Source organism: Halomonas halmophila, from assembly GCF_006540005.1.
Taxonomy (GTDB): Bacteria; Pseudomonadota; Gammaproteobacteria; order Pseudomonadales; family Halomonadaceae; genus Halomonas; species Halomonas halmophila.
The window spans coordinates 15,896-38,466 of sequence record NZ_BJOC01000033.1; the positions used below are offsets into that span (position 1 = coordinate 15,896).

At 61.5% G+C, this 22,571-nt stretch carries 33 protein-coding genes; 32 read left to right on the top strand and 1 reads right to left on the bottom strand.

Going from position 1 to position 22,571, the window contains the following annotated elements; all coding sequences use genetic code 11:
* Nucleotides 1–12: 12 nt before the first annotated feature.
* The 30 genes from fusA (at nt 13) to rplQ (ending at nt 17,283) form a co-directional block, all read left to right on the top strand.
* Nucleotides 13–2,133, top strand: coding sequence for an elongation factor G (gene fusA, locus HHA01_RS11690; protein ID WP_141320884.1), 2,121 nt, complete (start codon nt 13–15; stop codon nt 2,131–2,133).
* Nucleotides 2,134–2,162: 29 nt separating this feature from the next.
* Entirely contained in the window at nt 2,163–3,356 is a 1,194-nt protein-coding gene (tuf, locus tag HHA01_RS11695; RefSeq protein WP_141320886.1) for an elongation factor Tu, read from the top strand.
* 165 nt (nt 3,357–3,521) lie between these two features.
* Nucleotides 3,522–3,833 (top strand): 30S ribosomal protein S10, encoded by a 312-nt coding sequence (gene rpsJ, locus HHA01_RS11700; RefSeq protein ID WP_089848256.1) that lies wholly within the window; start codon nt 3,522–3,524, stop codon nt 3,831–3,833.
* A 157-nt stretch (nt 3,834–3,990) separates the two neighbouring features.
* Nucleotides 3,991–4,629: a 50S ribosomal protein L3 gene (rplC, locus tag HHA01_RS11705; RefSeq protein WP_141320888.1), complete on the top strand. Its 639-nt coding sequence runs from the start codon at nt 3,991–3,993 to the stop codon at nt 4,627–4,629.
* Between the two features lie 13 nt (nt 4,630–4,642).
* Nucleotides 4,643–5,251, top strand: a complete 609-nt coding sequence (rplD, locus tag HHA01_RS11710) for a 50S ribosomal protein L4 (protein WP_141320890.1) — start codon at nt 4,643–4,645, stop codon at nt 5,249–5,251.
* Nucleotides 5,248–5,544 (top strand): 50S ribosomal protein L23, encoded by a 297-nt coding sequence (gene rplW, locus HHA01_RS11715; protein ID WP_141320892.1) that lies wholly within the window; start codon nt 5,248–5,250, stop codon nt 5,542–5,544. The genes rplD and rplW overlap by 4 nt, the downstream gene beginning before the upstream one ends.
* Before the next feature lie 17 nt (nt 5,545–5,561).
* On the top strand, nt 5,562–6,392 hold the full coding sequence (gene rplB / locus HHA01_RS11720; RefSeq protein WP_141320894.1) for a 50S ribosomal protein L2: 831 nt from the start codon (nt 5,562–5,564) through the stop codon (nt 6,390–6,392).
* Nucleotides 6,393–6,425: 33 nt separating this feature from the next.
* Nucleotides 6,426–6,701 (top strand): 30S ribosomal protein S19, encoded by a 276-nt coding sequence (gene rpsS / locus HHA01_RS11725; RefSeq protein ID WP_141320896.1) that lies wholly within the window; start codon nt 6,426–6,428, stop codon nt 6,699–6,701.
* Nucleotides 6,702–6,719: 18 nt separating this feature from the next.
* Nucleotides 6,720–7,052 (top strand): 50S ribosomal protein L22, encoded by a 333-nt coding sequence (gene rplV / locus HHA01_RS11730; protein ID WP_141320898.1) that lies wholly within the window; start codon nt 6,720–6,722, stop codon nt 7,050–7,052.
* An 11-nt stretch (nt 7,053–7,063) separates the two neighbouring features.
* A complete protein-coding gene (gene rpsC / locus HHA01_RS11735) occupies nt 7,064–7,768 on the top strand; it encodes a 30S ribosomal protein S3 (RefSeq protein WP_141320900.1) in 705 nt (234 codons plus the stop codon).
* A gap of 15 nt (nt 7,769–7,783) precedes the next feature.
* Nucleotides 7,784–8,197, top strand: a complete 414-nt coding sequence (gene rplP, locus HHA01_RS11740) for a 50S ribosomal protein L16 (protein WP_141320902.1) — start codon at nt 7,784–7,786, stop codon at nt 8,195–8,197.
* Nucleotides 8,197–8,388: a 50S ribosomal protein L29 gene (gene rpmC / locus HHA01_RS11745; protein ID WP_141320904.1), complete on the top strand. Its 192-nt coding sequence runs from the start codon at nt 8,197–8,199 to the stop codon at nt 8,386–8,388. Before rplP ends, rpmC begins: the two co-directional genes overlap by 1 nt.
* A gap of 1 nt (nt 8,389) precedes the next feature.
* Nucleotides 8,390–8,650: a 30S ribosomal protein S17 gene (gene rpsQ, locus HHA01_RS11750; protein WP_141320906.1), complete on the top strand. Its 261-nt coding sequence runs from the start codon at nt 8,390–8,392 to the stop codon at nt 8,648–8,650.
* A 52-nt stretch (nt 8,651–8,702) separates the two neighbouring features.
* Entirely contained in the window at nt 8,703–9,074 is a 372-nt protein-coding gene (gene rplN, locus HHA01_RS11755; protein ID WP_064700141.1) for a 50S ribosomal protein L14, read from the top strand.
* Nucleotides 9,075–9,088: 14 nt separating this feature from the next.
* A complete protein-coding gene (rplX, locus tag HHA01_RS11760) occupies nt 9,089–9,406 on the top strand; it encodes a 50S ribosomal protein L24 (protein ID WP_141320908.1) in 318 nt (105 codons plus the stop codon).
* Nucleotides 9,407–9,424: 18 nt separating this feature from the next.
* Complete coding sequence (gene rplE / locus HHA01_RS11765) at nt 9,425–9,964, top strand: 50S ribosomal protein L5 (RefSeq protein ID WP_141320910.1); 540 nt, start codon at nt 9,425–9,427, stop codon at nt 9,962–9,964.
* A 10-nt stretch (nt 9,965–9,974) separates the two neighbouring features.
* Nucleotides 9,975–10,280 carry a 30S ribosomal protein S14 gene (rpsN, locus tag HHA01_RS11770; protein ID WP_141320912.1) on the top strand — a complete coding sequence of 102 codons (306 nt, stop codon included), beginning with the start codon at nt 9,975–9,977 and terminating at the stop codon, nt 10,278–10,280.
* A gap of 32 nt (nt 10,281–10,312) precedes the next feature.
* On the top strand, nt 10,313–10,705 hold the full coding sequence (gene rpsH, locus HHA01_RS11775; protein ID WP_141320914.1) for a 30S ribosomal protein S8: 393 nt from the start codon (nt 10,313–10,315) through the stop codon (nt 10,703–10,705).
* Nucleotides 10,706–10,714: 9 nt separating this feature from the next.
* A complete protein-coding gene (gene rplF, locus HHA01_RS11780; protein WP_141320916.1) occupies nt 10,715–11,245 on the top strand; it encodes a 50S ribosomal protein L6 in 531 nt (176 codons plus the stop codon).
* 9 nt (nt 11,246–11,254) lie between these two features.
* Nucleotides 11,255–11,605 (top strand): 50S ribosomal protein L18, encoded by a 351-nt coding sequence (gene rplR / locus HHA01_RS11785; protein WP_141320918.1) that lies wholly within the window; start codon nt 11,255–11,257, stop codon nt 11,603–11,605.
* An 11-nt stretch (nt 11,606–11,616) separates the two neighbouring features.
* Nucleotides 11,617–12,117, top strand: coding sequence for a 30S ribosomal protein S5 (gene rpsE / locus HHA01_RS11790; protein WP_141320920.1), 501 nt, complete (start codon nt 11,617–11,619; stop codon nt 12,115–12,117).
* A gap of 5 nt (nt 12,118–12,122) precedes the next feature.
* Nucleotides 12,123–12,305 carry a 50S ribosomal protein L30 gene (rpmD, locus tag HHA01_RS11795; protein WP_141320922.1) on the top strand — a complete coding sequence of 61 codons (183 nt, stop codon included), beginning with the start codon at nt 12,123–12,125 and terminating at the stop codon, nt 12,303–12,305.
* A gap of 3 nt (nt 12,306–12,308) precedes the next feature.
* Complete coding sequence (gene rplO / locus HHA01_RS11800) at nt 12,309–12,743, top strand: 50S ribosomal protein L15 (RefSeq protein ID WP_141320924.1); 435 nt, start codon at nt 12,309–12,311, stop codon at nt 12,741–12,743.
* On the top strand, nt 12,744–14,075 hold the full coding sequence (gene secY / locus HHA01_RS11805; protein ID WP_141320926.1) for a preprotein translocase subunit SecY: 1,332 nt from the start codon (nt 12,744–12,746) through the stop codon (nt 14,073–14,075).
* 50 nt (nt 14,076–14,125) lie between these two features.
* Entirely contained in the window at nt 14,126–14,239 is a 114-nt protein-coding gene (gene rpmJ / locus HHA01_RS11810) for a 50S ribosomal protein L36 (RefSeq protein ID WP_141320928.1), read from the top strand.
* A gap of 124 nt (nt 14,240–14,363) precedes the next feature.
* Nucleotides 14,364–14,720, top strand: a complete 357-nt coding sequence (gene rpsM / locus HHA01_RS11815; RefSeq protein WP_141320930.1) for a 30S ribosomal protein S13 — start codon at nt 14,364–14,366, stop codon at nt 14,718–14,720.
* Nucleotides 14,721–14,759: 39 nt separating this feature from the next.
* Nucleotides 14,760–15,146, top strand: a complete 387-nt coding sequence (gene rpsK / locus HHA01_RS11820) for a 30S ribosomal protein S11 (RefSeq protein ID WP_141320932.1) — start codon at nt 14,760–14,762, stop codon at nt 15,144–15,146.
* A 12-nt stretch (nt 15,147–15,158) separates the two neighbouring features.
* Nucleotides 15,159–15,779, top strand: coding sequence for a 30S ribosomal protein S4 (gene rpsD, locus HHA01_RS11825; protein ID WP_141320934.1), 621 nt, complete (start codon nt 15,159–15,161; stop codon nt 15,777–15,779).
* 82 nt (nt 15,780–15,861) lie between these two features.
* On the top strand, nt 15,862–16,860 hold the full coding sequence (locus HHA01_RS11830; protein ID WP_141320936.1) for a DNA-directed RNA polymerase subunit alpha: 999 nt from the start codon (nt 15,862–15,864) through the stop codon (nt 16,858–16,860).
* Between the two features lie 39 nt (nt 16,861–16,899).
* Nucleotides 16,900–17,283: a 50S ribosomal protein L17 gene (gene rplQ, locus HHA01_RS11835; RefSeq protein ID WP_141320938.1), complete on the top strand. Its 384-nt coding sequence runs from the start codon at nt 16,900–16,902 to the stop codon at nt 17,281–17,283.
* A gap of 181 nt (nt 17,284–17,464) precedes the next feature.
* On the opposite strand, the gene uvrA is transcribed toward rplQ, so the two are convergent.
* Nucleotides 17,465–20,326 carry an excinuclease ABC subunit UvrA gene (uvrA, locus tag HHA01_RS11840; protein ID WP_141320940.1) on the bottom strand — a complete coding sequence of 954 codons (2,862 nt, stop codon included), beginning with the start codon at nt 20,324–20,326 and terminating at the stop codon, nt 17,465–17,467.
* A 157-nt stretch (nt 20,327–20,483) separates the two neighbouring features.
* Between uvrA and HHA01_RS11845 the strand changes: the two genes are divergently transcribed.
* Together HHA01_RS11845 and HHA01_RS11850 are read left to right on the top strand one after the other, a co-directional pair.
* Entirely contained in the window at nt 20,484–21,881 is a 1,398-nt protein-coding gene (locus HHA01_RS11845) for an MFS transporter (protein ID WP_141320942.1), read from the top strand.
* 92 nt (nt 21,882–21,973) lie between these two features.
* Nucleotides 21,974–22,546 carry a single-stranded DNA-binding protein gene (locus HHA01_RS11850; protein ID WP_141320944.1) on the top strand — a complete coding sequence of 191 codons (573 nt, stop codon included), beginning with the start codon at nt 21,974–21,976 and terminating at the stop codon, nt 22,544–22,546.
* Nucleotides 22,547–22,571: the final 25 nt, after the last annotated feature.

Genomic DNA, 22,571 nt, shown 5'->3' on the forward strand with positions numbered 1-22,571 from the left:
GGGAGTTACATCGTGGCTCGCAAGACTCCGCTAAAGCGTTACCGCAATATCGGTATCGTGGCTCACGTCGACGCCGGCAAGACCACCACGACCGAGCGTGTGCTGTTCTACACCGGCCTTTCGCACAAGGTCGGCGAAGTTCATGATGGCGCGGCCACCATGGACTGGATGCAGCAGGAACAGGAGCGTGGCATCACGATCACCTCCGCTGCGACGACCTGTTTCTGGCAGGGCATGAACAAGCAGTTCGATGAGCACCGCATCAACATCATCGACACCCCGGGGCACGTCGACTTCACCATCGAGGTCGAGCGTTCCCTGCGTGTGCTCGACGGTGCCGTCGTGGTGCTGTGCGGTTCCTCCGGTGTGCAGCCGCAGACCGAAACCGTGTGGCGTCAGGCCAACAAGTACGAAGTCCCGCGCATGGTGTTCGTCAACAAGATGGACCGTGCCGGTGCCGACTACTTCATGGTCCTCGACCAGTTGAAGACCAAGCTGGGCGCCAATGTCGTGCCGATCCAGATCAACTGGGGCGCGGAAGACAACTTCAAGGGCGTCATCGACCTCATCCAGATGAAGGGCATCCTCTGGGATGAAGCCAACTTCGGGATGAACTATGACCTGGTGGACATTCCGCCCGAGCTGCAGGACAAGGCTCAGGAATACCGCGAGCACATGGTCGAGTCGGCGGCAGAAGCCTCCGAAGAGCTGATGGACAAGTACCTCGAAGAGGGCGACCTGTCCCAGGAAGACATCAAGGCCGGCCTGCGTCGTCGTACCCTCGACAACGAGATCGTCCTGGTGACCTGCGGCTCCGCGTTCAAGAACAAGGGCGTGCAGGCGGTGCTGGACGGTGTCATCGAGTACATGCCGTCTCCCACCGAGGTCAAGGCCATCGAGGGCGAGCTGGACGACAAGGACGGCACCGTCGCGACCCGTGAGGCCGACGACAAGGCGCCCTTCGCCGCTCTGGCGTTCAAGATCGCCACCGACCCCTATGTCGGTACCCTGACCTTCATTCGCGTCTACTCCGGCGTGCTGAAGTCCGGCGACAGCGTCTACAACTCCGTCAAGCAGAAGAAGGAGCGTGTCGGCCGTATCGTCCAGATGCACTCCAACTCCCGCGAGGAGATCAAGGAAGTGCTGGCCGGCGACATCGCCGCCTGCATCGGCCTCAAGGACGTTACCACTGGTGACACCCTGTGCGACCTGACCGACAAGATCGTTCTCGAGCGCATGGAGTTCCCGGATCCGGTGATTTCCGTGGCGGTCGAGCCGAAGTCCAAGCCCGATCAGGAAAAGATGGGCACGGCCCTCGGCAAGCTGGCCCAGGAGGATCCGTCCTTCCAGGTCAAGACCGACGAGGAAACAGGGCAGACCATCATCTCCGGCATGGGTGAGCTGCACCTGGACATCATCGTTGATCGCCTGCGTCGCGAGTTCAAGGTGGATGCCAACATCGGCAAGCCCCAGGTGGCCTACCGTGAAACCATCCGCCACAGTGTCGAGCAGGAAGGCAAGTTCGTCCGTCAGTCCGGCGGTCGTGGTCAGTACGGTCATGTGTATCTGCGCATCGAGCCGCTGACAGCCGAGGACAAGGGCGAAGACGAAGAAATGAACTTCAAGTTCGCTTCGGAAATCGTCGGCGGCGTGGTTCCCAAGGAATACGTGCCCGCTGTCGAGAAAGGGGCCTATGAGCAGCTTCAGAACGGTGTCATCGCGGGCTACCCGATGATTGACGTCAAGGTTACGCTGTTCGACGGTTCCTACCATGACGTGGACTCTAACGAGACCGCGTTCAAGGTCGCCTCTTCCATGGCGATCAAGGAAGGCGCTCCCAAGGCCAAGGCCGTGTTGCTCGAGCCGGTGATGAAGGTCGAAGTCGTGACACCCGAAGAATTCATGGGTGATGTGATGGGCGACCTCAACCGCCGTCGCGGCCTGGTGCATGGGATGGATGACTCGCCGACCGGCAAGATCATCAACGCCACCGTGCCGCTGGCTGAGATGTTCGGTTACGCAACCGACCTGCGCTCTCAGACACAGGGCCGCGCAAGCTACACCATGGAGTTTGCGGATTACGAAGAGGCGCCGTCCAGCGTCGTTGAAGCCGTCATCAATCAGAACGGTTAACCGTTAGCTAACGTAAAGAGGTCATAGCAGTGGCTAAGGAAAAATTCGAACGTTCCAAAACGCACGTCAACGTCGGCACCATCGGTCACGTCGACCATGGCAAGACCACGCTGACTGCGGCCCTGACTCGTGTGTCCGCTGAAGTCTTCGGCGGTGACGCCCGTGCGTTTGATTCCATCGACAACGCACCGGAAGAGCGTGAGCGTGGTATCACCATCGCCACCGCACACGTCGAGTACCAGTCCGAAGTGCGCCACTACGCACACGTCGACTGCCCGGGACACGCCGACTACGTCAAGAACATGATCACCGGTGCTGCCCAGATGGACGGCGCCATCCTGGTCTGTTCCGCTGCCGACGGCCCCATGCCGCAGACGCGCGAGCACATCCTGCTGTCTCGCCAGGTCGGCGTGCCGTCCATCGTCGTGTTCCTGAACAAGGCCGACATGGTCGACGACGAAGAGCTGCTCGAGCTGGTCGAAATGGAAGTCCGTGAACTCCTCAGCGAGTACGACTTCCCGGGTGACGACCTGCCGATCATCACCGGCTCCGCTCTGATGGCGCTGGAAGGCAAGGACGACAACGGCATGGGCACCACCGCCGTTGCCGAGCTGATCAAAGCCCTGGATGCCTACATCCCGGAGCCGGAGCGCGCCATCGATCAGCCGTTCCTGATGCCCATCGAGGACGTCTTCTCCATCTCCGGCCGCGGTACCGTGGTGACCGGTCGTGTCGAGCGCGGCATCGTCAAGGCCGGCGACGAAGCCGAAATCGTCGGCATCAAGGACACCGTCAAGACCACCGTCACCGGTGTCGAGATGTTCCGCAAGCTGCTCGACGAAGGTCGTGCCGGCGAGAACATCGGTGCCCTGCTGCGTGGCACCAAGCGTGACGACGTCGAGCGTGGCCAGGTGCTGGCCAAGCCGAAGAGCATCACCCCGCACACCAAGTTCGAGGGTGAGGTCTACGTGCTGTCCAAGGACGAAGGCGGTCGTCACACGCCGTTCTTCAAGGGCTATCGTCCGCAGTTCTACTTCCGTACCACCGACATCACTGGTACCTGTGAACTGCCGGAAGGCATCGAGATGGTCATGCCGGGCGACAACGTCAAGATGGTCGTGACCCTGATCGCTCCGGTCGCCATGGATGACGGCCTGCGTTTCGCCGTGCGTGAAGGTGGCCGTACCGTCGGCGCCGGCGTCGTGGCCAAGATCGTCGAGTAAGCTGCACTATCGCTCGACCGATCGAAGGGGGCTCCGTGAGGAGCCCCCTTTCTTGCGCACCCAAGCAGGGGTTTGACTCCTGAGTTCGGGGCGCCTATAATGCGCATCCTTTGAATGCGTGGGTTGACGGCTCGCGCCGTCAAGATCCATTGGAGTTTAGGGCAAATGCAGAACCAGAAGATTCGCATTCGGTTGAAGGCTTTCGACCATCGCCTGATCGACCAGTCCGCTGCGGAGATCGTGGATACCGCCAAGCGTACCGGCGCCCAGGTCCGGGGTCCGATCCCTCTGCCGACCAATCGCGAGCGCTATACCGTGCTGGTTTCACCGCACGTGAACAAGGACGCTCGTGACCAGTACGAGATTCGTACCCACAAGCGTGTGCTCGATATTGTCGAGCCGACCGAAAAAACCGTTGATGCGCTGATGAAGCTCGACCTCGCCGCTGGCGTGGACGTGCAGATCAAGCTCGACTGATACCACACTAGACACTCGCGGCCCAGCGTTCCTCGCCGAGCAGTCCAGAGGTTCAGCAGCCGCCACGCCGGGATGGCGTTACACAACGTGCTAGTGGAATGCTCTGGAAAGGGCAGCCATAGCGGGTGATAGCCCCGTACACTAAAGGAGACTAAGCATGACTATCGGTTTGGTCGGTAAAAAGGCCGGGATGACCCGTGTCTTTACCGAAGACGGTGCCTCCGTGCCCGTAACCGTTATCGAAGTTGAGCCGAATCGCGTGACGCGTATCAAGTCCGTCGAGTCCGACGGTTACGCCGCGGTTCAGGTGACAACCGGCTCCCGCAAGGCCAAGCACCTGACGAAAGCCCAGGCGGGCGAGTTCGCCAAGGCAGGTGTCGAGGCCGGTCGTTCACTGATGGAGTTCCGCCTGGATGAAGGTGCCGAAGCTCCGCAGGTGGGCGGCGAAATCACCGTATCCCTCTTTGAAGCTGGTCAGCGTGTCGACGTGACCGGTACCTCCAAGGGTAAAGGTTATCAAGGCGCGGTGAAGCGCTGGAATTTCCATACCCAGGACAACAGCCATGGTAACTCCCTGGCCCACCGTGCACCGGGCTCGATCGGCATGTGCCAGACGCCGGGTCGCGTGTTCAAGGGCAAGAAGATGGCCGGCCAGATGGGCAATGCCCGTTGCACCGTGTACACCCTGGAAGTCGTCCGTGTCGATGCCGAGCGCAATCTGTTGCTGGTCAAGGGTGCCGTTCCCGGTGCCACCGGCAGCGATGTGATCGTGCGCAGCGCCGTCAAAGCAGGCTGAGGGGAGTTAACCGATGAATCTGAATCTCGCAGGCGCCGGTGCCGGCACCATCGAAGTGTCCGATGTCACCTTCGCCAAAGATTTCAATGAAGCACTCGTGCATCAGGTCGTCACCGCCTATCTGGCCGGTGGTCGTCAGGGCACCCGTGCTCAGAAGAACCGCTCCGACGTCCGTGGCGGCGGCAAGAAGCCGTGGCGTCAGAAGGGCACCGGCCGTGCCCGTGCCGGTACCATCCGTTCGCCGATCTGGCGTGCCGGTGGCGTGACCTTTGCAGCGCGTCCGCAGGACCACTCGCAGAAGGTCAACCGCAAGATGTATCGCGCCGCCATGCGCTCGATCCTGTCCGAACTGGTTCGTCAGGAGCGCCTGGTTGCCGTCGATAGCTTCGCGGTCGACAGCCCGAAGACCAAGCAACTGGCTGCCAAACTCGGTGAGCTGAACTTGGAAAAGGTTCTGATCGTCACTGAAGAAGTCGACGAGAACCTCTACCTCGCCGCCCGCAACATCCCCAACGTGGATGTCGTGGATGTCGCCGCCGCCGATCCGGTGAGCCTGGTCGCCTTCGACAAGGTGCTGGTCACCGTCTCCGCACTGCGCCAATTCGAGGAGAAGCTGGCATGAACCAGGAACGTGTATTCAAGGTCCTGCTGGGTCCGCACGTGACCGAGAAGGCCGCCATGGCTGCTGAGCGCAATCAGTATGTGTTCAAGGTGGCGGACGACGCGACCAAGCCCGAGATCAAGGTGGCCGTCCAGGAACTCTTCGGCAAGAAGGTCGACAGCGTTCAGGTCCTGAACATCAAGGGCAAGACCAAGCGTTCCGCGAACGGTCTCGGTCAGCGCAAGGGTTATCGCAAGGCGTATGTCACATTGGCCGCCGGCGAAACGCTTGAAGACTTCTCTGGCGCCGAATAAGGGCAGGAGTACGGATCATGGCAATCGTCAAGACTAAACCCACATCCGCCGGTCGTCGCCACGTCGTCAAGATCGTCGGCGAGGAACTGCACAAGGGCCGCGCCTACGCGCCCTTGCTCGAAAAGCAGTCGCGTTCCGGTGGGCGTAACAACAACGGCCGCATCACTACCCGTCACACGGGCGGTGGTCACCGTCAGCATTATCGGATCATCGATTTCAAGCGCACCAAGGATGGCGTTCCCGCCACCGTCGAGCGCCTGGAACATGACCCGAACCGCAGCGCCCATATCGCGCTGCTCAAGTACTCCGATGGCGAGCGTCGCTACATCATCGCGCCGCGTGGCGTGAAGGCCGGCGATCGTCTCGAGTCCGGTGTGAATGCGCCGATCAAGAAGGGCAATACCCTCCCGCTGCGTAATATTCCGTTGGGTTCCACGGTGCATTGCATCGAGCTCAAGCCTGGCAAGGGCGCCCAGCTCGCTCGCAGCGCCGGTACCAGCGCGCAGCTGGTGGCACGTGAAGGCAGCTACGCCACGCTGCGTCTCCGCTCCGGCGAGATGCGCAAGGTGCTGTCCGAGGGCCGTGCCACCCTGGGTGAAGTGAGCAACACCGAGCACAGCCTGCGTCAGCTTGGCAAGGCCGGTGCGAAGCGCTGGAGAGGTTCGCGCCCATCTGTTCGCGGTGTCGCCATGAACCCGGTGGATCACCCGCACGGTGGCGGTGAAGGCCGCACCAGCGGTGGTCGTCATCCGGTGTCTCCGTGGGGTATGCCCACCAAGGGCTACAAGACCCGCAAGAACAAGCGCACCGACAAGCTGATCGTCCGTCGCCGCAAGGCCCGGAAATAAGATCCAACGCCAAGACATCAAGAGGTAACGGCTGTGCCACGTTCACTGAAGAAAGGTCCTTTTATTGACCTTCACCTGTTGAAGAAGGTTGAGGCTGCAGTGGAAAAGAACGATCGCAAACCGATCAAGACCTGGTCGCGTCGTTCGATGGTCCTGCCCAACATGGTCGGGCTCACCATTGCGGTCCATAACGGTCGCCAACACGTCCCGGTGCACGTCTCCGAGGAAATGGTTGGCCACAAGCTGGGCGAATTCGCTGCCACCCGCACTTATCGCGGTCATGCGGCGGACAAGAAAGCCAAACGGTAAGCCGAGAGAGGATTAGAGATGGAAGTCACAGCAAAGCTGCGTGGCGCTCGTTTATCCGCCCAGAAGGCCCGTTTGGTGGCTGACCAGGTGCGCGGTAAACCTGTCGCCGAGGCGCTCGATCAGCTGACCTTCTCGCCGAAGAAGGCCTCCAAGCTGGTCAAGAAGGTGCTGCAGTCCGCCATCGCGAATGCGGAAGAAAACAATGGCATGGATATCGACGAGCTGCGTGTCTCGACCATCTGCGTCGATGAGGGCATGACGCTCAAGCGCATTCGGCCGCGGGCCAAGGGCCGCGCGGACCGTATCCTGAAGCGCACCTGCCACATCACCGTCAAGGTAGCCGAGAAGTAGGAGTCGACCAGATGGGTCAGAAAGTCAATCCAACAGGCATCCGCCTGGGTATCGTCAAGGACCATACCTCAGTCTGGTATGCCGAGCGCGGCGCCTATGCCGAGAAGCTGGTAAACGATCTCGAGGTGCGTCGTTTCCTCGAGAAGCGTCTGCAGAACGCGTCCGTCAGCCATATCATCATCGAGCGTCCCGCCAACAATGCACGTATCACCATCCACACGGCGCGTCCGGGGATCGTGATCGGCAAGAAAGGCGAGGATGTCGACAAGCTGCGGCGTGAGCTCTCCGAGATGATGGGCGTGCCGGTGCACGTCAACATCGAGGAAGTCCGCAAGCCGGAGCTCGATGCCAAGCTCGTCGCCCAGAACATTGCCGGCCAGCTCGAGCGCCGTGTCATGTTCCGCCGCGCCATGAAGCGTTCCGTGCAGAACGCCATGCGCCTGGGTGCCGGCGGTATCAAGGTCGAGCTCTCCGGTCGTCTCGGCGGTGCCGAAATCGCTCGTAACGAGTGGTACCGCGAGGGCCGCGTGCCGCTGCACACCCTGCGTGCGGACATCGACTTCGCTACCTACGAAGCCCAGACCACCTACGGCATCATTGGTGTCAAGGTCTGGATCTTCAAGGGTGAAATCCTCGGGGGCATTGAGGAGGTCCGCGCCAAGGCCAAGCAGACGCAAGGCCAGAACGCGCCCTCCAAGAAGAAAGGTTCCAAGTAAGGGGAGAGCGAATCGATGTTACAACCTAAGCGTCTCAAGTATCGCAAGGTGCAGAAAGGCCGTAACCGCGGACTGGCACAGCGCGGCAACAAGGTAAGCTTCGGCGAGTATGGTCTCAAGGCCACTGGTCGCGGCCGCGTCACCGCCCGTCAGATCGAGGCCGGTCGTCGTGCGATCACGCGCCACGTCAAGCGTGGCGGCAAGATCTGGATCCGGGTCTTCCCCGACAAGCCGATCTCCAAGAAGCCCCTCGAAGTTCGTATGGGTAAGGGTAAGGGCTCTGTCGAGTACTGGGTCGCACAGATCCAGCCCGGCCGTGTCCTGTACGAGATCGAAGGCGTATCCGAGGAGCTGGCTCGCGAGGCATTTGGCCTGGCTGCGCAGAAGTTCCCGGTCTCCACCACCTTTGTGAAACGGACGGTGATGTGATGAAAGCCCAGGAAATTCGCGACAAGTCAGCCGAACAGCTCCAGGAGCAGCTCTTTGAACTCCTCCGCGAGCAGTTCAACCTGCGCATGCAGAAGGCCACCGGCCAGTTGAGCCAGACTCATCTGCTCAAGCAGGTTCGTCGGGATATTGCCCGTGTGAAGACTGTGCTCAACGAGAAGGCAGGTGTCTGAGATGGCCGAAGCAAATAACACGCGTACGCTCATCGGCAAGGTGGTGAGCGACAAGATGGACAAGTCCATCGTGGTCATGATCGAGCGTCGTGAGCGCCACCCGATCTATGGCAAGTATGTCAAGCGCTCCACCAAGCTGCACGCCCATGACGCGACCAACCAGGCCAAGGCCGGCGATACGGTGTCCATTGAGGAGTGCCGTCCGCTGTCCAAGAACAAGGCTTGGACGCTGGTCGAAGTCGTCGAACAGGCCAAGGGTTGATCGGCTCACGCCAGTCAAGCCTGCGCAGTCAGATTAGGTTTGGAGAAAACCGATGATTCAGACTCAGACAATGCTGGATGTCGCCGACAACAGCGGGGCGCGCCGGGTGCAGTGCATCAAGGTGCTCGGTGGTTCACACCGCCGTTATGCCCGCGTTGGTGACATCATCAAAGTCACGGTGAAGGAAGCCATCCCGCGAGGCCGGGTCAAGAAAGGCCAGGTCCTCAAGGCAGTGGTTGTCCGCACCCGTAGTGGCGTCCGTCGTAACGACGGCTCGCTGATTCGCTTCGATGGAAATGCGGCCGTCTTGTTGAACAACATCAACGAGCAGCCGGTCGGTACCCGGATCTTCGGTCCGGTTACCCGTGAGCTTCGCAACGAGAAGTTCATGAAGATCATTTCCTTGGCGCCTGAAGTGCTGTAAGGAGCGAGGCGGATATGCAAAAGATCAAACGTGACGACGAAGTTATCGTCATCGCCGGAAAGGACAAGGGCAAGCGTGGCACCGTCAAGCGCGTCCTCAAGGACGAGCGCTATGTGGTGTCCGGTGTGAACATGATCAAGCGTCACACCAAGCCGAACCCCATGGCGGGCAATCAGGGCGGTATCGTCGAGCGCGAAGCTCCGATTCACGCTTCCAACGTTGCCATCTTCAACCAGGAGACCGGTAAAGCGGATCGCGTCGGCTTCCAGGTTCAGGATGACGGTACCAAGGTACGTATCTACAAGTCGACGCAAGCGCAGATCGACGCTTAACGCGAGTCGGGTAGCAAAATGGCGAACTTGAAAGAACGTTATCAAAACGAGGTGGCAGCTCAGCTGCAAGAGCAGTTCAGCTACGCCAACGTTATGCAGGTGCCCCGGATCACCAAGGTGACTCTGAACATGGGTATCGGCGACGCGATCAGCGACAAGAAGCTGATCGACAACGCCATCGGCGACCTGGAGAAGCTTTCCGGTCAGAAGCCGCTGGTAACCAAGGCACGCAAGTCCATCGCGGGCTTCAAGGTGCGTGAAAGCTGGCCGATCGGGATCAAGGTCACCCTGCGCCGCGAGCGCATGTGGGACTTCCTCGATCGCCTGGTGAATATCGCGATCCCCCGTGTTCGCGACTTCCGTGGTCTCAACCCGAAGTCCTTCGATGGCCGTGGTAACTATTCCATGGGGGTGCGTGAGCAGATCATCTTTCCTGAGATCGAATATGATAAGATCGATCAGGTCCGTGGTCTGGATGTCACCATCACCACCTCTGCCAATACTGACGAAGAAGGCCGTGCACTGCTGAGTGCACTGAACTTCCCGTTCAAGAAATAAGGGTGGGATCATGGCAAAGAAGAGCATGGTAGAACGTGAGGACAAGCGCACCAAGCTGGTAGCCAAGTATGCTGCCAAGCGCGCTGAACTCAAGGCGATTATTCACGACGTCAATGCCTCCGACGAAGAGCGCTTCGACGCACAGCTCAAGTTGCAGAAGCTGCCGCGTGACTCCAGCCCGGTTCGTCAGACGAACCGCTGCAGCATCACCGGTCGTCCGCACGGCTACTACAACAAGTTCGGCCTCGGCCGCAACAAGCTGCGTGAAGCCGCCATGCGTGGCGACGTCCCTGGCCTCAAGAAGTCCAGCTGGTAACGCCACGCAGAATCATCAGGAGCGCAACGTAAATGAGCATGCAAGACACTCTGGCGGATATGTGCACTCGTATTCGCAATGCGCAGATGGCCACCAAGGAGACGGTTTCCATGCCGTCCTCCAAGCTCAAGGTCGAGGTGGCCCGCGTGCTGAAGGAAGAAGGTTTCGTGGCTGACTATGCCGTCGAAGGCTCCGTCAAGCCGGAGCTGAACGTGACCCTCAAGTACTTCGAAGGCAAGCCGGTCATCGAACATCTGCAGCGGGTCTCCAAACCGTCCCTGCGCAGCTACAAGGGCAAGGATACCCTGCCCAAGGTAGCCGACGGTCTGGGTATCGCGATCGTCACCACCTCAAACGGGGTGATGACCGACCGTGCGGCTCGTCAGGCTGGTATCGGTGGCGAAGTCATCTGCACCGTATTCTAGGAGTTTGGAATGTCCCGCGTAGCCAAATATCCGGTTAAACTGCCCAGCGGCGTCGACATCACGCTCGAAGGCGATCAACTGTCCGTGAAGGGTGGTCAGGGCGAACTGTCCATGACCATTCATTCCGATGTGGCCGTCGGCCAGGAAGACGGACAGCTGACCTTCCAGCCGAGCGAGTCCGCCCGGAGCTGGGCAATGGTCGGCACGACCCGTGCACTGGTGCAGAACCTGGTCACGGGCGTGTCCGAGGGCTTCAGCCGGTCCCTCGAAATCAATGGCGTCGGTTATCGCGCTCAAGCGAACGGCCAGACGCTCAACCTGACACTGGGCTTCTCACACCCGGTCGAGTATCAACTGCCTGAGGGTGTCACGGCCGAAACGCCGAAGAACACCACCATCGTGCTGAAGAGCGCGGACAAGCAGAAGCTCGGCCAGGTTGCCGCGGAAATCCGCGCCTTCCGTCCGCCCGAGCCCTACAAGGGCAAGGGTATCCGGTACGGCGACGAGCAGATCCGCCGTAAAGAAGCCAAGAAGAAGTAAGGCAGGGTTATGAACGCGAAGAAAGAATCTCGTCTCCGTCGTGCCCGCCGCGCTCGCGCCAAGATGCGCGAGCAGGGCGTGTATCGCCTGTGCGTCAATCGTACCCCGCGCCACATCTATGCGCAGATCATCTCGCCGGATGGTGGCAAGGTGCTGGCCAGCGCTTCTACGCTGGACAAGGCGCTGCGCGAGGGAGCGACGGGCAACGTCGACGCCGCCACCCAGGTGGGCTCGATGATTGCCGAGCGCGCCAAGCAGGCTGGCATCACCCAAGTGGCTTTCGATCGTGCCGGGTTCAAGTACCACGGTCGCGTCAAGGCCCTGGCCGACGCCGCTCGTGAAGGCGGCCTGGAATTCTAAAGGGTTTTACGATGGCGAAGAATGAACAGCAAGACGGCGATCTGCAGGAAAAGCTCGTGCAGGTCAACCGTGTCGCCAAGGTGGTCAAGGGTGGTCGAATCTTCGGCTTCACCGCACTGACCGTCGTGGGCGACGGTAACGGCCGTGTCGGTTTCGGTCGCGGCAAGGCTCGCGAGGTCCCGGTGGCGATTCAGAAGGCCATGGACCAGGCGCGTCGCAATATGGTCAAGGTCAACCTGTCGGGCAGCACCCTGCAGTATTCCGTCAAGGCACGTCACGGCGCGTCCAAGGTATACATGCAGCCGGCGTCCGAGGGTACCGGGATCATCGCTGGCGGTGCCATGCGTTCCGTGCTCGAAATGGCCGGCGTCCATGACGTCCTGGCCAAGTGCTATGGCTCCACTAACCCGGTGAATGTGGTGCGTGCGACCGTCAATGGTCTGGCCGCACAGCGTTCGCCGGAAGACGTGGCCGCCAAGCGCGGTCTGTCAGTCGAAGCGATCACGGGGTAAAAACCATGTCAGCAACGATCAAGGTTACCCAGACCCGCAGTACCATCGGCGTGTTGGCCAAGCACAAGGCCACCATGAAGGGCCTCGGCCTGCGTCGCATCGGTCACACGGTTGAGCTGGAAGACACCCCCGCCGTGCGCGGCATGATCCACAAGGTCACCTACCTTGTGCGTGTTGAGGGAGAGTAATCCATGAAACTCAATAGCCTGAGCCCGGCACCGGGCTCCAAGCACGCCGAGAAGCGCGTCGGTCGTGGCATGGGCTCCGGTCTGGGCAAGACCGGTGGCCGTGGCCACAAGGGCCTCAAGTCGCGCAGCGGTGGTAGCGTTCAGCCAGGCTTCGAAGGCGGTCAGATGCCGCTGCAGCGTCGCCTGCCGAAGTTCGGCTTCACCTCCGCCAAGGCGATGGTTTCCGAGGAAGTCCGCCTGGCCGAACTTGGCCGGGTCGAGGGTGGCGAAGTCACTCTGGAAAGCCTCAAGCAAGCCAACGTGCTCAAGGATGCCACGCGTCACGCCAAGGTCATCCTTTCCGGCGATCTGAACAAGGCGGTCACGGTCCGCGGTCTCAAGGTCACCAAGGGTGCCCGTGCCGCGATCGAAGCCGCCGGCGGCAAAGTAGAGGACTAAATGGCCAAGTCAGGAAACATGCCGGCGAAGGGCAGCGGTCTGAGTGAACTGTGGGCGCGTCTGCGCTTCGTGCTCCTCGCCATAGTGGTCTACCGTATTGGTGCCCACATTCCCGTTCCCGGTATCAATCCTGACCAGCTTGCTGCCTTGTTCAGGGAGCAGCAGGGTACCATCCTGGGCATGTTCAACATGTTCTCGGGTGGTGCCCTGGAGCGCATGAGTATCCTCGCGCTGGGCATCATGCCCTACATCTCGGCGTCGATCATCATGCAGTTGCTGACGGCCGTCTCGCCTCAACTCGAGCAGTTGAAGAAGGAAGGCGAAGCCGGCCGCCGCAAGATCAGTCAGTACACCCGCTACGGCACGGTACTGTTGGCGTTCATCCAGGCTTCCGGCATGTCCGTGGGACTCGCCAGCCAGGGGATCGCCTATACGGCTGATTTCAGCTTCTATTTCACCGCCATCGTGACCTTCGTGTGCGGTGCGGTGTTCCTGATGTGGCTGGGTGAGCAGATCACCGAGAAGGGCATCGGCAACGGTATTTCACTGCTGATTTTCGCGGGTATCGTGGCCGGCTTCCCGGGTGCTATCGGGCAGGCCTTCGAGTTGGCCCGTAACGAAGGTGCCTGGAACGTCCTGCCGTTGTTGGCGCTTTCCGCCCTGGGTATCGCTACCGTGGCGTTCATCGTCTTCATCGAGCGCGGCCAGCGTCGCCTCACGGTGAACTATCCGCGCCGTCAGGTCGGAAACAAGATGTATGCCGGCCAGAGCAGCTACCTGCCGCTGAAGGTCAACATGGCGGGTGTCATCCCGGCCATCTTCGCCTCGAGCATTCTTCTGTTTCCGGCCTCGCTGGGTCAGTGGATCGGTGCCGGGGATGGCATGGAGTGGCTGCAACGCGCTTCCCAGGCATTGGCGCCGGGGCAGCCACTTTACATCTTGCTTTTCGCAGCAGCGGTGGTATTCTTCTGCTTCTTTTACACAGCGCTGGTCTTCAATCCCAAGGATGTCGCCGACAACCTCAAGAAGTCGGGGGCCTTCCTGCCGGGTATTCGCCCCGGTGAGCAGACCGCTCGCTACGTCGACAAGGTCATGACCCGTCTGACCTTGTTCGGTGCTCTCTACATCACTGCGGTTTCCCTGATGCCTCAGTTCCTGATCGTGGCGTGGAACGTGCCGTTCTTCTTCGGCGGTACCTCGCTGTTGATCGTGGTTGTGGTCGTCATGGACTTCATGTCTCAGGTGCAGTCGCATCTCATGTCGAATCAATACGAGTCGGTGATGAAGAAGTCGAACCTGAAAGGCTACGGCAGCGGCGGTGTCACGCGCTGAAGGCGTCGCCAATCGACCTGCGCGCCGCGAGCCGAATTTGGAGAAAGAACATGAAAGTTCGAGCTTCCGTGAAGAAAATGTGCCGCAAGTGCAAGATCATTCGCCGCAATGGCGCCGTACGCGTCATCTGCAGTGAACCGCGGCACAAGCAGCGCCAGGGCTGAAGCCCTGGGCTGTCATGAACCGGGTGCCGGCATGCCCCTTGCCCTGTGAACGGGAAAGGGGTATGCTGTTGCGCCTTTTAAAGATGATTAAACGAGCAAGCCGCTCAAACTTCGGAGTAAGCTGATGGCCCGTATTGCAGGCGTCAATATCCCGGACAACAAGCATGCGGCGATCTCGCTGACCTACATCTTCGGGATTGGCCACACCACTGCACAGGATATCTGTGTGGCGGCTGGCATCGCTCCGACCACCAAGGTCCAGGAACTGTCTTCTGAAGAAGTCGACACCCTGCGTTCCGAGGTCGGCAAGCATACCGTTGAAGGCGATCTACGTCGTGAAGTCACGCTTAACATCAAGCGTCTCATGGACCTGGGTTGCTATCGTGGTCTGCGTCATCGTCGTGGTCTTCCGCTGAACGGTCAGCGTACCAAGACCAATGCGCGTACCCGCAAGGGCCCGCGCAAGCCGATCCGCAAATAACACGCACGTTCTGGCGTAACGACAGGAATAGACATCAACATGGCTAACCCGCGTAGCAACCGTAAAAAGGTTAAAAAGCAGGTAGTGGATGCGGTGGCGCATATCCACGCCTCTTTTAACAACACGATCATTACGATCACAGACCGCCAGGGCAACGCTCTCTCTTGGGCGACTGCCGGTGGTTCGGGTTTTCGTGGTTCTCGCAAGAGCACCCCGTTCGCTGCTCAAGTGGCAAGTGAACGTGCAGCAACTGCTGCAGCCGACTATGGTGTGAAAAACGTCGACGTGCTGGTCAAAGGCCCCGGTCCTGGCCGTGAATCCGCCGTGCGCGCACTCAATGCCGCCGGCTTCCGCGTGCAAAGCATCACCGACGCGACGCCCATTCCGCACAATGGCTGCCGTCCGCCGAAGAAACGCCGCGTTTAAGGAGACAGATTCATGGGACGTTATATTGGACCGAAGTGCAAGCTGTCTCGTCGTGAGGGCACCGACCTCTTCCTCAAGAGCGGTGTAACTCCCTTCGAGAAGAAGTGCAAATCCGAGCAGATTCCGGGTGTGCACGGCCAGCGTCGTCAGCGTATTTCCGAATACGGCTTGCAGCTTCGCGAGAAGCAGAAAGTACGCCGCATGTACGGCGTGCTGGAAAAGCAGTTCCGCAACTACTACAAGGAAGCGGCCCGTCAGAAGGGCGCGACCGGCGAGGTGTTGCTGCAGCTGCTCGAATCCCGACTGGACAACGTCGTCTACCGCATGGGCTTCGGCTCCACGCGCTCCGAGGCACGTCAACTGGTCAGCCACAAGGCGATCGCGGTCAATGGCCGTAGCGTCAATGTGGCGTCCTACAAGGTCAAGCCGGGTGATGTGGTCTCCGTCCGCGAGAAGGCCAAGAACCAGGCCCGCATCCAGAATGCTCTGGGCATTGCCGCCAACCGTGGCGACGTCGCCTGGGTCGAGACGGATGCCAAGAAGATGGAAGGCACTTTCAAGGCTCTGCCTGAACGCGGTGACCTGTCTGCCGACATCAACGAAAACCTGATCGTCGAGCTGTACTCGAAATAAGCGGCCAGGCCGTGCTGCTTCCCGGTGACGGGAAGCAGCTTTCAGTACCGAGTATCCGTTTGGCAGCCTGATAGGTGTTCATATGCAGCGTTCAGTGACAGAGTTTCTCCGTCCTCGCGATATCAAGGTCGAAGAGACCAGCGCACACCACGCGAAGATCGTGCTAGAACCCTTCGAGCGTGGTTTCGGCCACACTCTGGGGAATGCTCTGCGTCGCATCCTGCTCTCGTCCATGCCCGGCTGTGCCGTGGTCGAGGCCGAGATCCAGGGTGTCGAGCACGAGTACAGCGCGATCGAGGGTGTTCAGGAAGACGTCATCGAAATCCTCCTGAACCTCAAGGACGTGGCGATCAAGATGCATAGCCGCGACGAGGCGGTGCTCTCGCTGAACAAGCAGGGCCCGGCCGTCGTGACTGCGGGCGACATCGCTCTCGACCACGATGTCGAGGTCGTCAATCCCGAGCATGTCATTGCTCACGTCAACGAAGGTGCAGAGCTGAAGATGCAGCTCAAGATCGCACGCGGCCGTGGCTACGAGCCTGCCGATGTGCGTGGCGAAGGCGACGACGAGTCTCGCACTATCGGCCGCCTGCAGCTGGATGCAACCTTCAGCCCCGTGCGTCGCGTTTCGTATTCCGTCGAAGCGGCTCGTGTCGAGCAGCGTACCGATCTCGACAAGCTGATCATCGACCTGGAAACCGACGGCACCCTGGATCCGGAAGAGGCGATCCGTCGCAGCGCCACCATCCTGCAGGAGCAGCTGGCCGCGTTTGTCGACCTGGAAGCCGACAAGGAACAGGAAGTCGAAGAGGAAGAGGATCATATCGATCCGATCCTGCTGCGCCCCGTAGACGATCTCGAGTTGACCGTTCGCAGCGCCAACTGCCTGAAAGCCGAGAATATCTACTACATCGGAGACCTCATTCAGCGCACCGAAGTCGAGCTGCTGAAGACTCCGAACCTCGGCAAGAAGTCGTTGAACGAGATCAAGGACGTGTTGGCCGCCCGTGGCCTGTCCCTTGGCATGCGGCTGGACAACTGGCCACCCGCTAGCCTGAAGGACGACAAGGCCTCCGCGTGAGCGTCGACTCGAGTCCCAGTTTGGTAAGGAATTACAACCATGCGTCATCGTAAGAGTGGTCGTCACCTGAATCGTAACAGCTCGCATCGTCAGGCCATGTTCAAGAACATGTGCGTGTCGCTGGTCGAGCATGAAGTGATCAAGACAACCCTGCCCAAGGCCAAGGAACTGCGTCGTCATATCGAGCCGCTGATCACCCTGGCCAAGCAGGACAGCGTCGCGAATCGTCGCCTGGCCTTCAGCCGTACCCGCTCCAAGGAAGCGGTCGGCAAGCTCTTCAGTGAGCTGGGTCCGCGTTATTCCGAGCGCCCGGGCGGCTACGTCCGTGTGCTGAAGTGCGGCTACCGCACCGGCGACAACGCGCCCATGGCCTACGTCGAACTCGTCGACCGTCCGGTCATCGAGGAAGTCGCCGAGGACTGATCCTCGCGCGATCTCGTGGCGAAACAAAACCGGCTCCCCCAGGGGAGCCGGTTTTTTTACGCCCGGTTATACCGGGAGCCATAAGCTATAAGCTTTAAGCCATAAGAAAACCCCGCCAAGCTTGTGCCTGCGGGGTTTCGTGTGGTGCTTACAGCTTACAGCTTACGGCTTACAGCTGGCATTACGCCGTTGTTTCCGGTTCGCTTTTGGTGGCCTTGGCGCGTTCGAGCATCGGTTTGAGGAAGCGTCCGGTGTGGGAGGCGTCGTTGCGGGCGACCTGTTCCGGGGTGCCTTCGGCGATGATGCGGCCGCCGCCGGAGCCGCCTTCCGGGCCGAGGTCGATGAGCCAGTCGGCGGTCTTGATGACGTCGAGGTTGTGCTCGATGACCACGATGGTGTTGCCGTGGTCGCGCAGGCGGTGCAGCACACCGAGCAGCTGGCGGATGTCCTCGAAGTGCAGGCCGGTGGTCGGTTCGTCGAGGATGTAGAGCGTCTTGCCGGTATCGCGCTTGGCCAGTTCACGCGCCAGTTTGACGCGTTGCGCCTCGCCGCCGGACAGCGTGGTGGCGCTCTGCCCGAGGCGGATGTAGGACAGGCCGACGTCCATCAGGGTCTGCAGGCGCCGGGCGATGGCTGGTACCGGCGAGAAGAATTCCAGGGCTTCCTCGACCGTCATCTCGAGGACCTCGTGAATGCTCTTGCTCTTGTAGGCGATCTCCAGGGTCTCGCGGTTGTAGCGCTTGCCCTTGCACACATCACAGGGCACATAGATGTCCGGCAGGAAGTGCATCTCGACCTTGATCATGCCCTCGCCCTGACAGGCCTCGCAGCGCCCGCCCTTGACGTTGAACGAGAAGCGGCCGGGCTTGTAGCCGCGCGCCCGCGCTTCCTGGGTGCCGGCGAAGAGTTCGCGGATCGGCGTGAAGATGCCGGTATAGGTCGCCGGGTTGGAGCGCGGTGTGCGTCCGATGGGGCTCTGATCGATATCGATGACCTTGTCCAGCTGGTCGAGGCCCTCGATGCGCTCATGAGCCGCCGGGGTGAGTGCCGTGGCGCGATTGAGCTCGCGGGCGGCGATCGGCATCAGGGTCGAGTTGATCAGCGTCGACTTGCCGGAACCGGAGACACCGGTGACACACACGAAGAGACCCAGCGGCAGGCTCAAGGTCACGTCCTGCAGGTTGTTGCCGGTAGCGCCGGACAGCACCACCTGCTTCTCCGGGTTGCCGGGGATGCGCCAGGGAGGCACTTCGATACGCCGCTCGCGGGCCAGGTACTGGCCGGTCAGCGAGTCCGGCGTGGCCATGATCTCGTCCGGGGTGCCCTGGGCGACGATGCGGCCGCCATGCACGCCGGCCCCGGGGCCGATATCCAGCACATGGTCGGCGGAGCGAATGGCGTCTTCATCATGCTCGACCACGATCACCGTATTGCCCAGATCGCGCAGGCGTTCCAGGGTCTGCAGCAGGCGGCCGTTGTCGCGCTGGTGCAGGCCGATGGAGGGTTCATCGAGGATGTACATGACACCCACCAGGCCGGCACCGATCTGGCTGGCCAGGCGAATCCGCTGGGCCTCGCCGCCGGAGAGCGTTTCGGCGCTGCGCTCCAGGTTGAGGTAGTCGAGGCCGACATTGACCAGGAACTCGAGTCGCGCGCGAATCTCGTTGAGGATCTTCTCGGCGATCTCGCCCTTGCGGCCCGGCAGGGCCAGTGCCTTGAAATAGGTCAGCCCCTCGCCGATCGGCAGGCCGACCACATCCGGCAGGGTCTGTCCGTCGATGAAGACGTTGCGTGATTCCTTGCGTAGCCGGCTGCCATGACAGGCCGGGCAGGCCTGGGTCGAGATGTAGCGTGACAGTTCCTCGCGCACCGAGCTGGACTCGGTTTCCCGATAGCGGCGTTGCATGTTGGGCAGCACCCCCTCGAAGGGGTGCTCGCGGGTGACCTTGCGCCCGCGGTCATTGACATAGCTGAAGGCGATGGCGTCCTGGCCGCTGCCGTGCAGGATGACCTCCCGCTCGTGGCGGGCCAGGTCCTGCCAGGCCGTCTCCAGCTCGAAGCGGTAATGCGCGGCGACGGCCTGAAGCTGGTTGAAGTAGTAGACGCTGCGCCGGTCCCAGCCCTTGATGACGCCCTCGGCCAGCGACAGTTCCGGGTGACTGATCAGCTTGTCCGCGGCGAAGAACTGCTGCACGCCCAGGCCATCGCAGGACGAGCAGGCCCCGGCCGGGTTGTTGAACGAGAACATGCGCGGCTCGAGCTCGGCGATGGAATAGCCGCATACCGGGCAGGCGAAACGTGACGAGAAGGCGAGGTCCTCGGCCTCGCCGTCCATGAAGTGGACGATCGCCGTGCCGTCGGCCAGCCCCAGGGCCGTCTCGAAGGACTCGGCGAGGCGCTGCGAGAGCCCGTCCCGCACCTTGATGCGGTCCACCACCACGCTGATGTCGTGTTTCTTGTTCTTGTCCAGCGGCTTGATGTCATCCAGCTCGAGCACCTGACCGTCGATCATGGCGCGCACGAAGCCCTGGGCGCGCAGTTCGGCGAGCAGCTGCAGGTGCTCGCCCTTGCGGCCGCTGACCACCGGGGCCAGCAGCATCAGCTTGCTGCCCTCGGGCAATGCCAGCACCTGGTCGACCATCTGCGAGATGGTCTGGGCCTCGAGGTCCTCGCCATGCTCGGGGCAGCGCGGCGTGCCGGCACGGGCGAACAGCAGGCGCAGGTAATCGTAGATTTCGGTAATGGTGCCGACAGTCGAGCGCGGGTTGTGGGAAGTGGACTTCTGTTCGATGGAAATGGCCGGTGACAAGCCCTCGATATGGTCGACATCGGGCTTTTCCATCATCGACAGGAATTGCCGGGCATAGGTCGAGAGCGACTCCACATAGCGCCGCTGGCCTTCGGCATAGAGCGTATCGAAGGCCAGTGATGACTTGCCTGAACCAGATAGGCCGGTTACCACGATCAGCTTGTCTCGCGGCAACTCGACGTCGATTTGCTGGAGGTTGTGGGTGCGCGCACCGCGAACCAGAATCTTGTCCATTCCCACCTCTGCGAGACACGTCAAAAGGACGATTATACGTGGCCGCTCGTGGCCGCGGCAAAGCCTGACCCGCTTTGACTTTCCCCGGGTGGTGGCAAACCGCTAGAATATGCAGTCCATTCAAGGGCGCCAGCCCCTTCACGGAAACGCCACCCCTATGCGAAAGGTCTTTGGACTGCTGTTGGCCTCCGAGCGTCGGGCCATTGTCGGCCTGGCCGGTCTGTATGCCTCGCGAATGCTCGGGCTTTTCATGGTGCTGCCGGTGCTGGCCCTGCATGCCGAGGATCTGCAGGGCGCCACGCCACTACTGGTGGGCCTGGCACTGGGCATCTATGGCCTGACCCAGGCGGCCCTGCAGATCCCCTTTGGTCTGGTCTCGGATCGGATCGGGCGCAAGCCGGTCATCGCGGCCGGGCTGTGTCTTTTCATCCTGGGCAGTATCGTCGCCGCCCAGGCCGACAGCATCGGTATGGTCATCGCCGGCCGTTGTCTGCAGGGCAGTGGCGCCGTGGCGGCCGCCATCATGGCCCTGCTGGCCGACCAGACCCGCGAGCAGGTGCGCACGGCGGCCATGGCGACGATCGGCCTGTCGATCGGCGTCGCCTTCGCCGTGGCCATGGTGCTGGGGCCACTGGTCTCGGCCCGTTTCGGCCTCGCGGGCGTGTTCTGGTTCACGGCGGGGCTCTCCGCCCTGGGCTTGCTGGTATTGTGGAAGCTGGTGCCGCCGTCGCCGCGGCGCGCGCGCCATCGTGATGTCGGACTCGATCGTGGCCAGCTGAAGAATATCCTGCGCCGTGTCGACCTGTGGCGCATGGACGCCTCGATCTTCGCGCTGCACCTGATCCTGATGGCCATCTTCGTGGCCGTGCCCTTCCGCCTGGTCGAGGCCGGCATCCCGGGCGCCCAGCACGGCTGGGTGTATCTCGGGGTCATGGCGGTGGCCTTCATCTTCATGGTGCCGCTGGTAATCGTGGCCGAGAAGTGGCGCCAGATGAAGCGCATGTGCCTGGGCGCGATCACCGCCATTACCCTGAGTCTGGTGGGACTCGCCGGTTTCGCCCAGGGCCTCTATGGTCTGCTGCTGTGGCTGCTGGTGTTCTTCATCGCCTTCAACCTGCTCGAGGCCACGCTGCCATCGCTGCTCAGCAAGCTGGCTCCGGCCGGGGCCAAGGGCACCGCCATGGGCCTCTACTCGACCAGCCAGTTTCTGGGCGCCTTTCTGGGCGGCGTGCTGGGGGGCTGGCTGTCCCAGCAGTGGGGGCTTGGCGCGGTATTCGCGGGATGTGCCATGCTGGGTGGAGCCTGGCTGATGTTGATGCTCGGCATGGCACCGCCGCGCCACCTGTCCAGCGAGGTGGTCGCGCTCGATGCTCAGCATGACGACGACGCCATGGACACGCTGATGGCCAGGTTCGCCGAGGTGGCGGGCGTGGAAGATGTCATGGTGGTGCCCGAAGAGCGGCTGGCCTACCTCAAGGTCGATCGCCAGCGTCTCGACGAGCAGGCCCTGCAGCGTCTGGTCGCCCGGCCGGGGGAGTCGCAGGACAGCGCTTGAAAGCAGCGGGTCGCGAGGCCCTGACATGATGGCGGTGCCGGTGATCCGGTGCCAAGGAATCCGCAGCATTACGTATTGATAAGGAGTCAACCATGGCCCGTGGCATCAACAAGGTCATTCTCATCGGCAACCTCGGGCAGGACCCGGAGGTGCGTTTCACCCCGTCCGGCACCGCGGTCGCCAACCTCAACCTGGCCACCACGGATACCTGGATGGACCGCCAGAGCGGTCAGCGCCAGGAGCGCACCGAATGGCACCGGGTGGTGATGTTCAACAAGACGGCGGAAATCGCCCAGCAGTATCTGCGCAAGGGCTCCAAGATCTATATCGAAGGCCGCCTGCAGACGCGCAAGTGGCAGGATCAGAACGGTCAGGACCGCTACAGCACCGAGGTCGTCGCCAACGACATGCAGATGCTCGATGGGCGTGGTGATGGCGGCCAGGGCGGCAACTTCGGGGGTGGTCAACCTCAGCAGGGCGGCAACTTCGGCGGCGGGCAGCCGCAACAGGGCGGACAGCAGGCCAACCAGGGCGGGGGGCAGCCCCAGCAGCCCCAGCGCGCGCCGCAACAGCCGGCGCCCAACCAGGGCGGCCAGCAGAGCGGCAATTATGGCGCCCCGGACCCCGGCAGCTTCGATGACTTCGATGATGAAATTCCGTTCTAGCCTCCGGCGTCATGGTCTCGCGTTC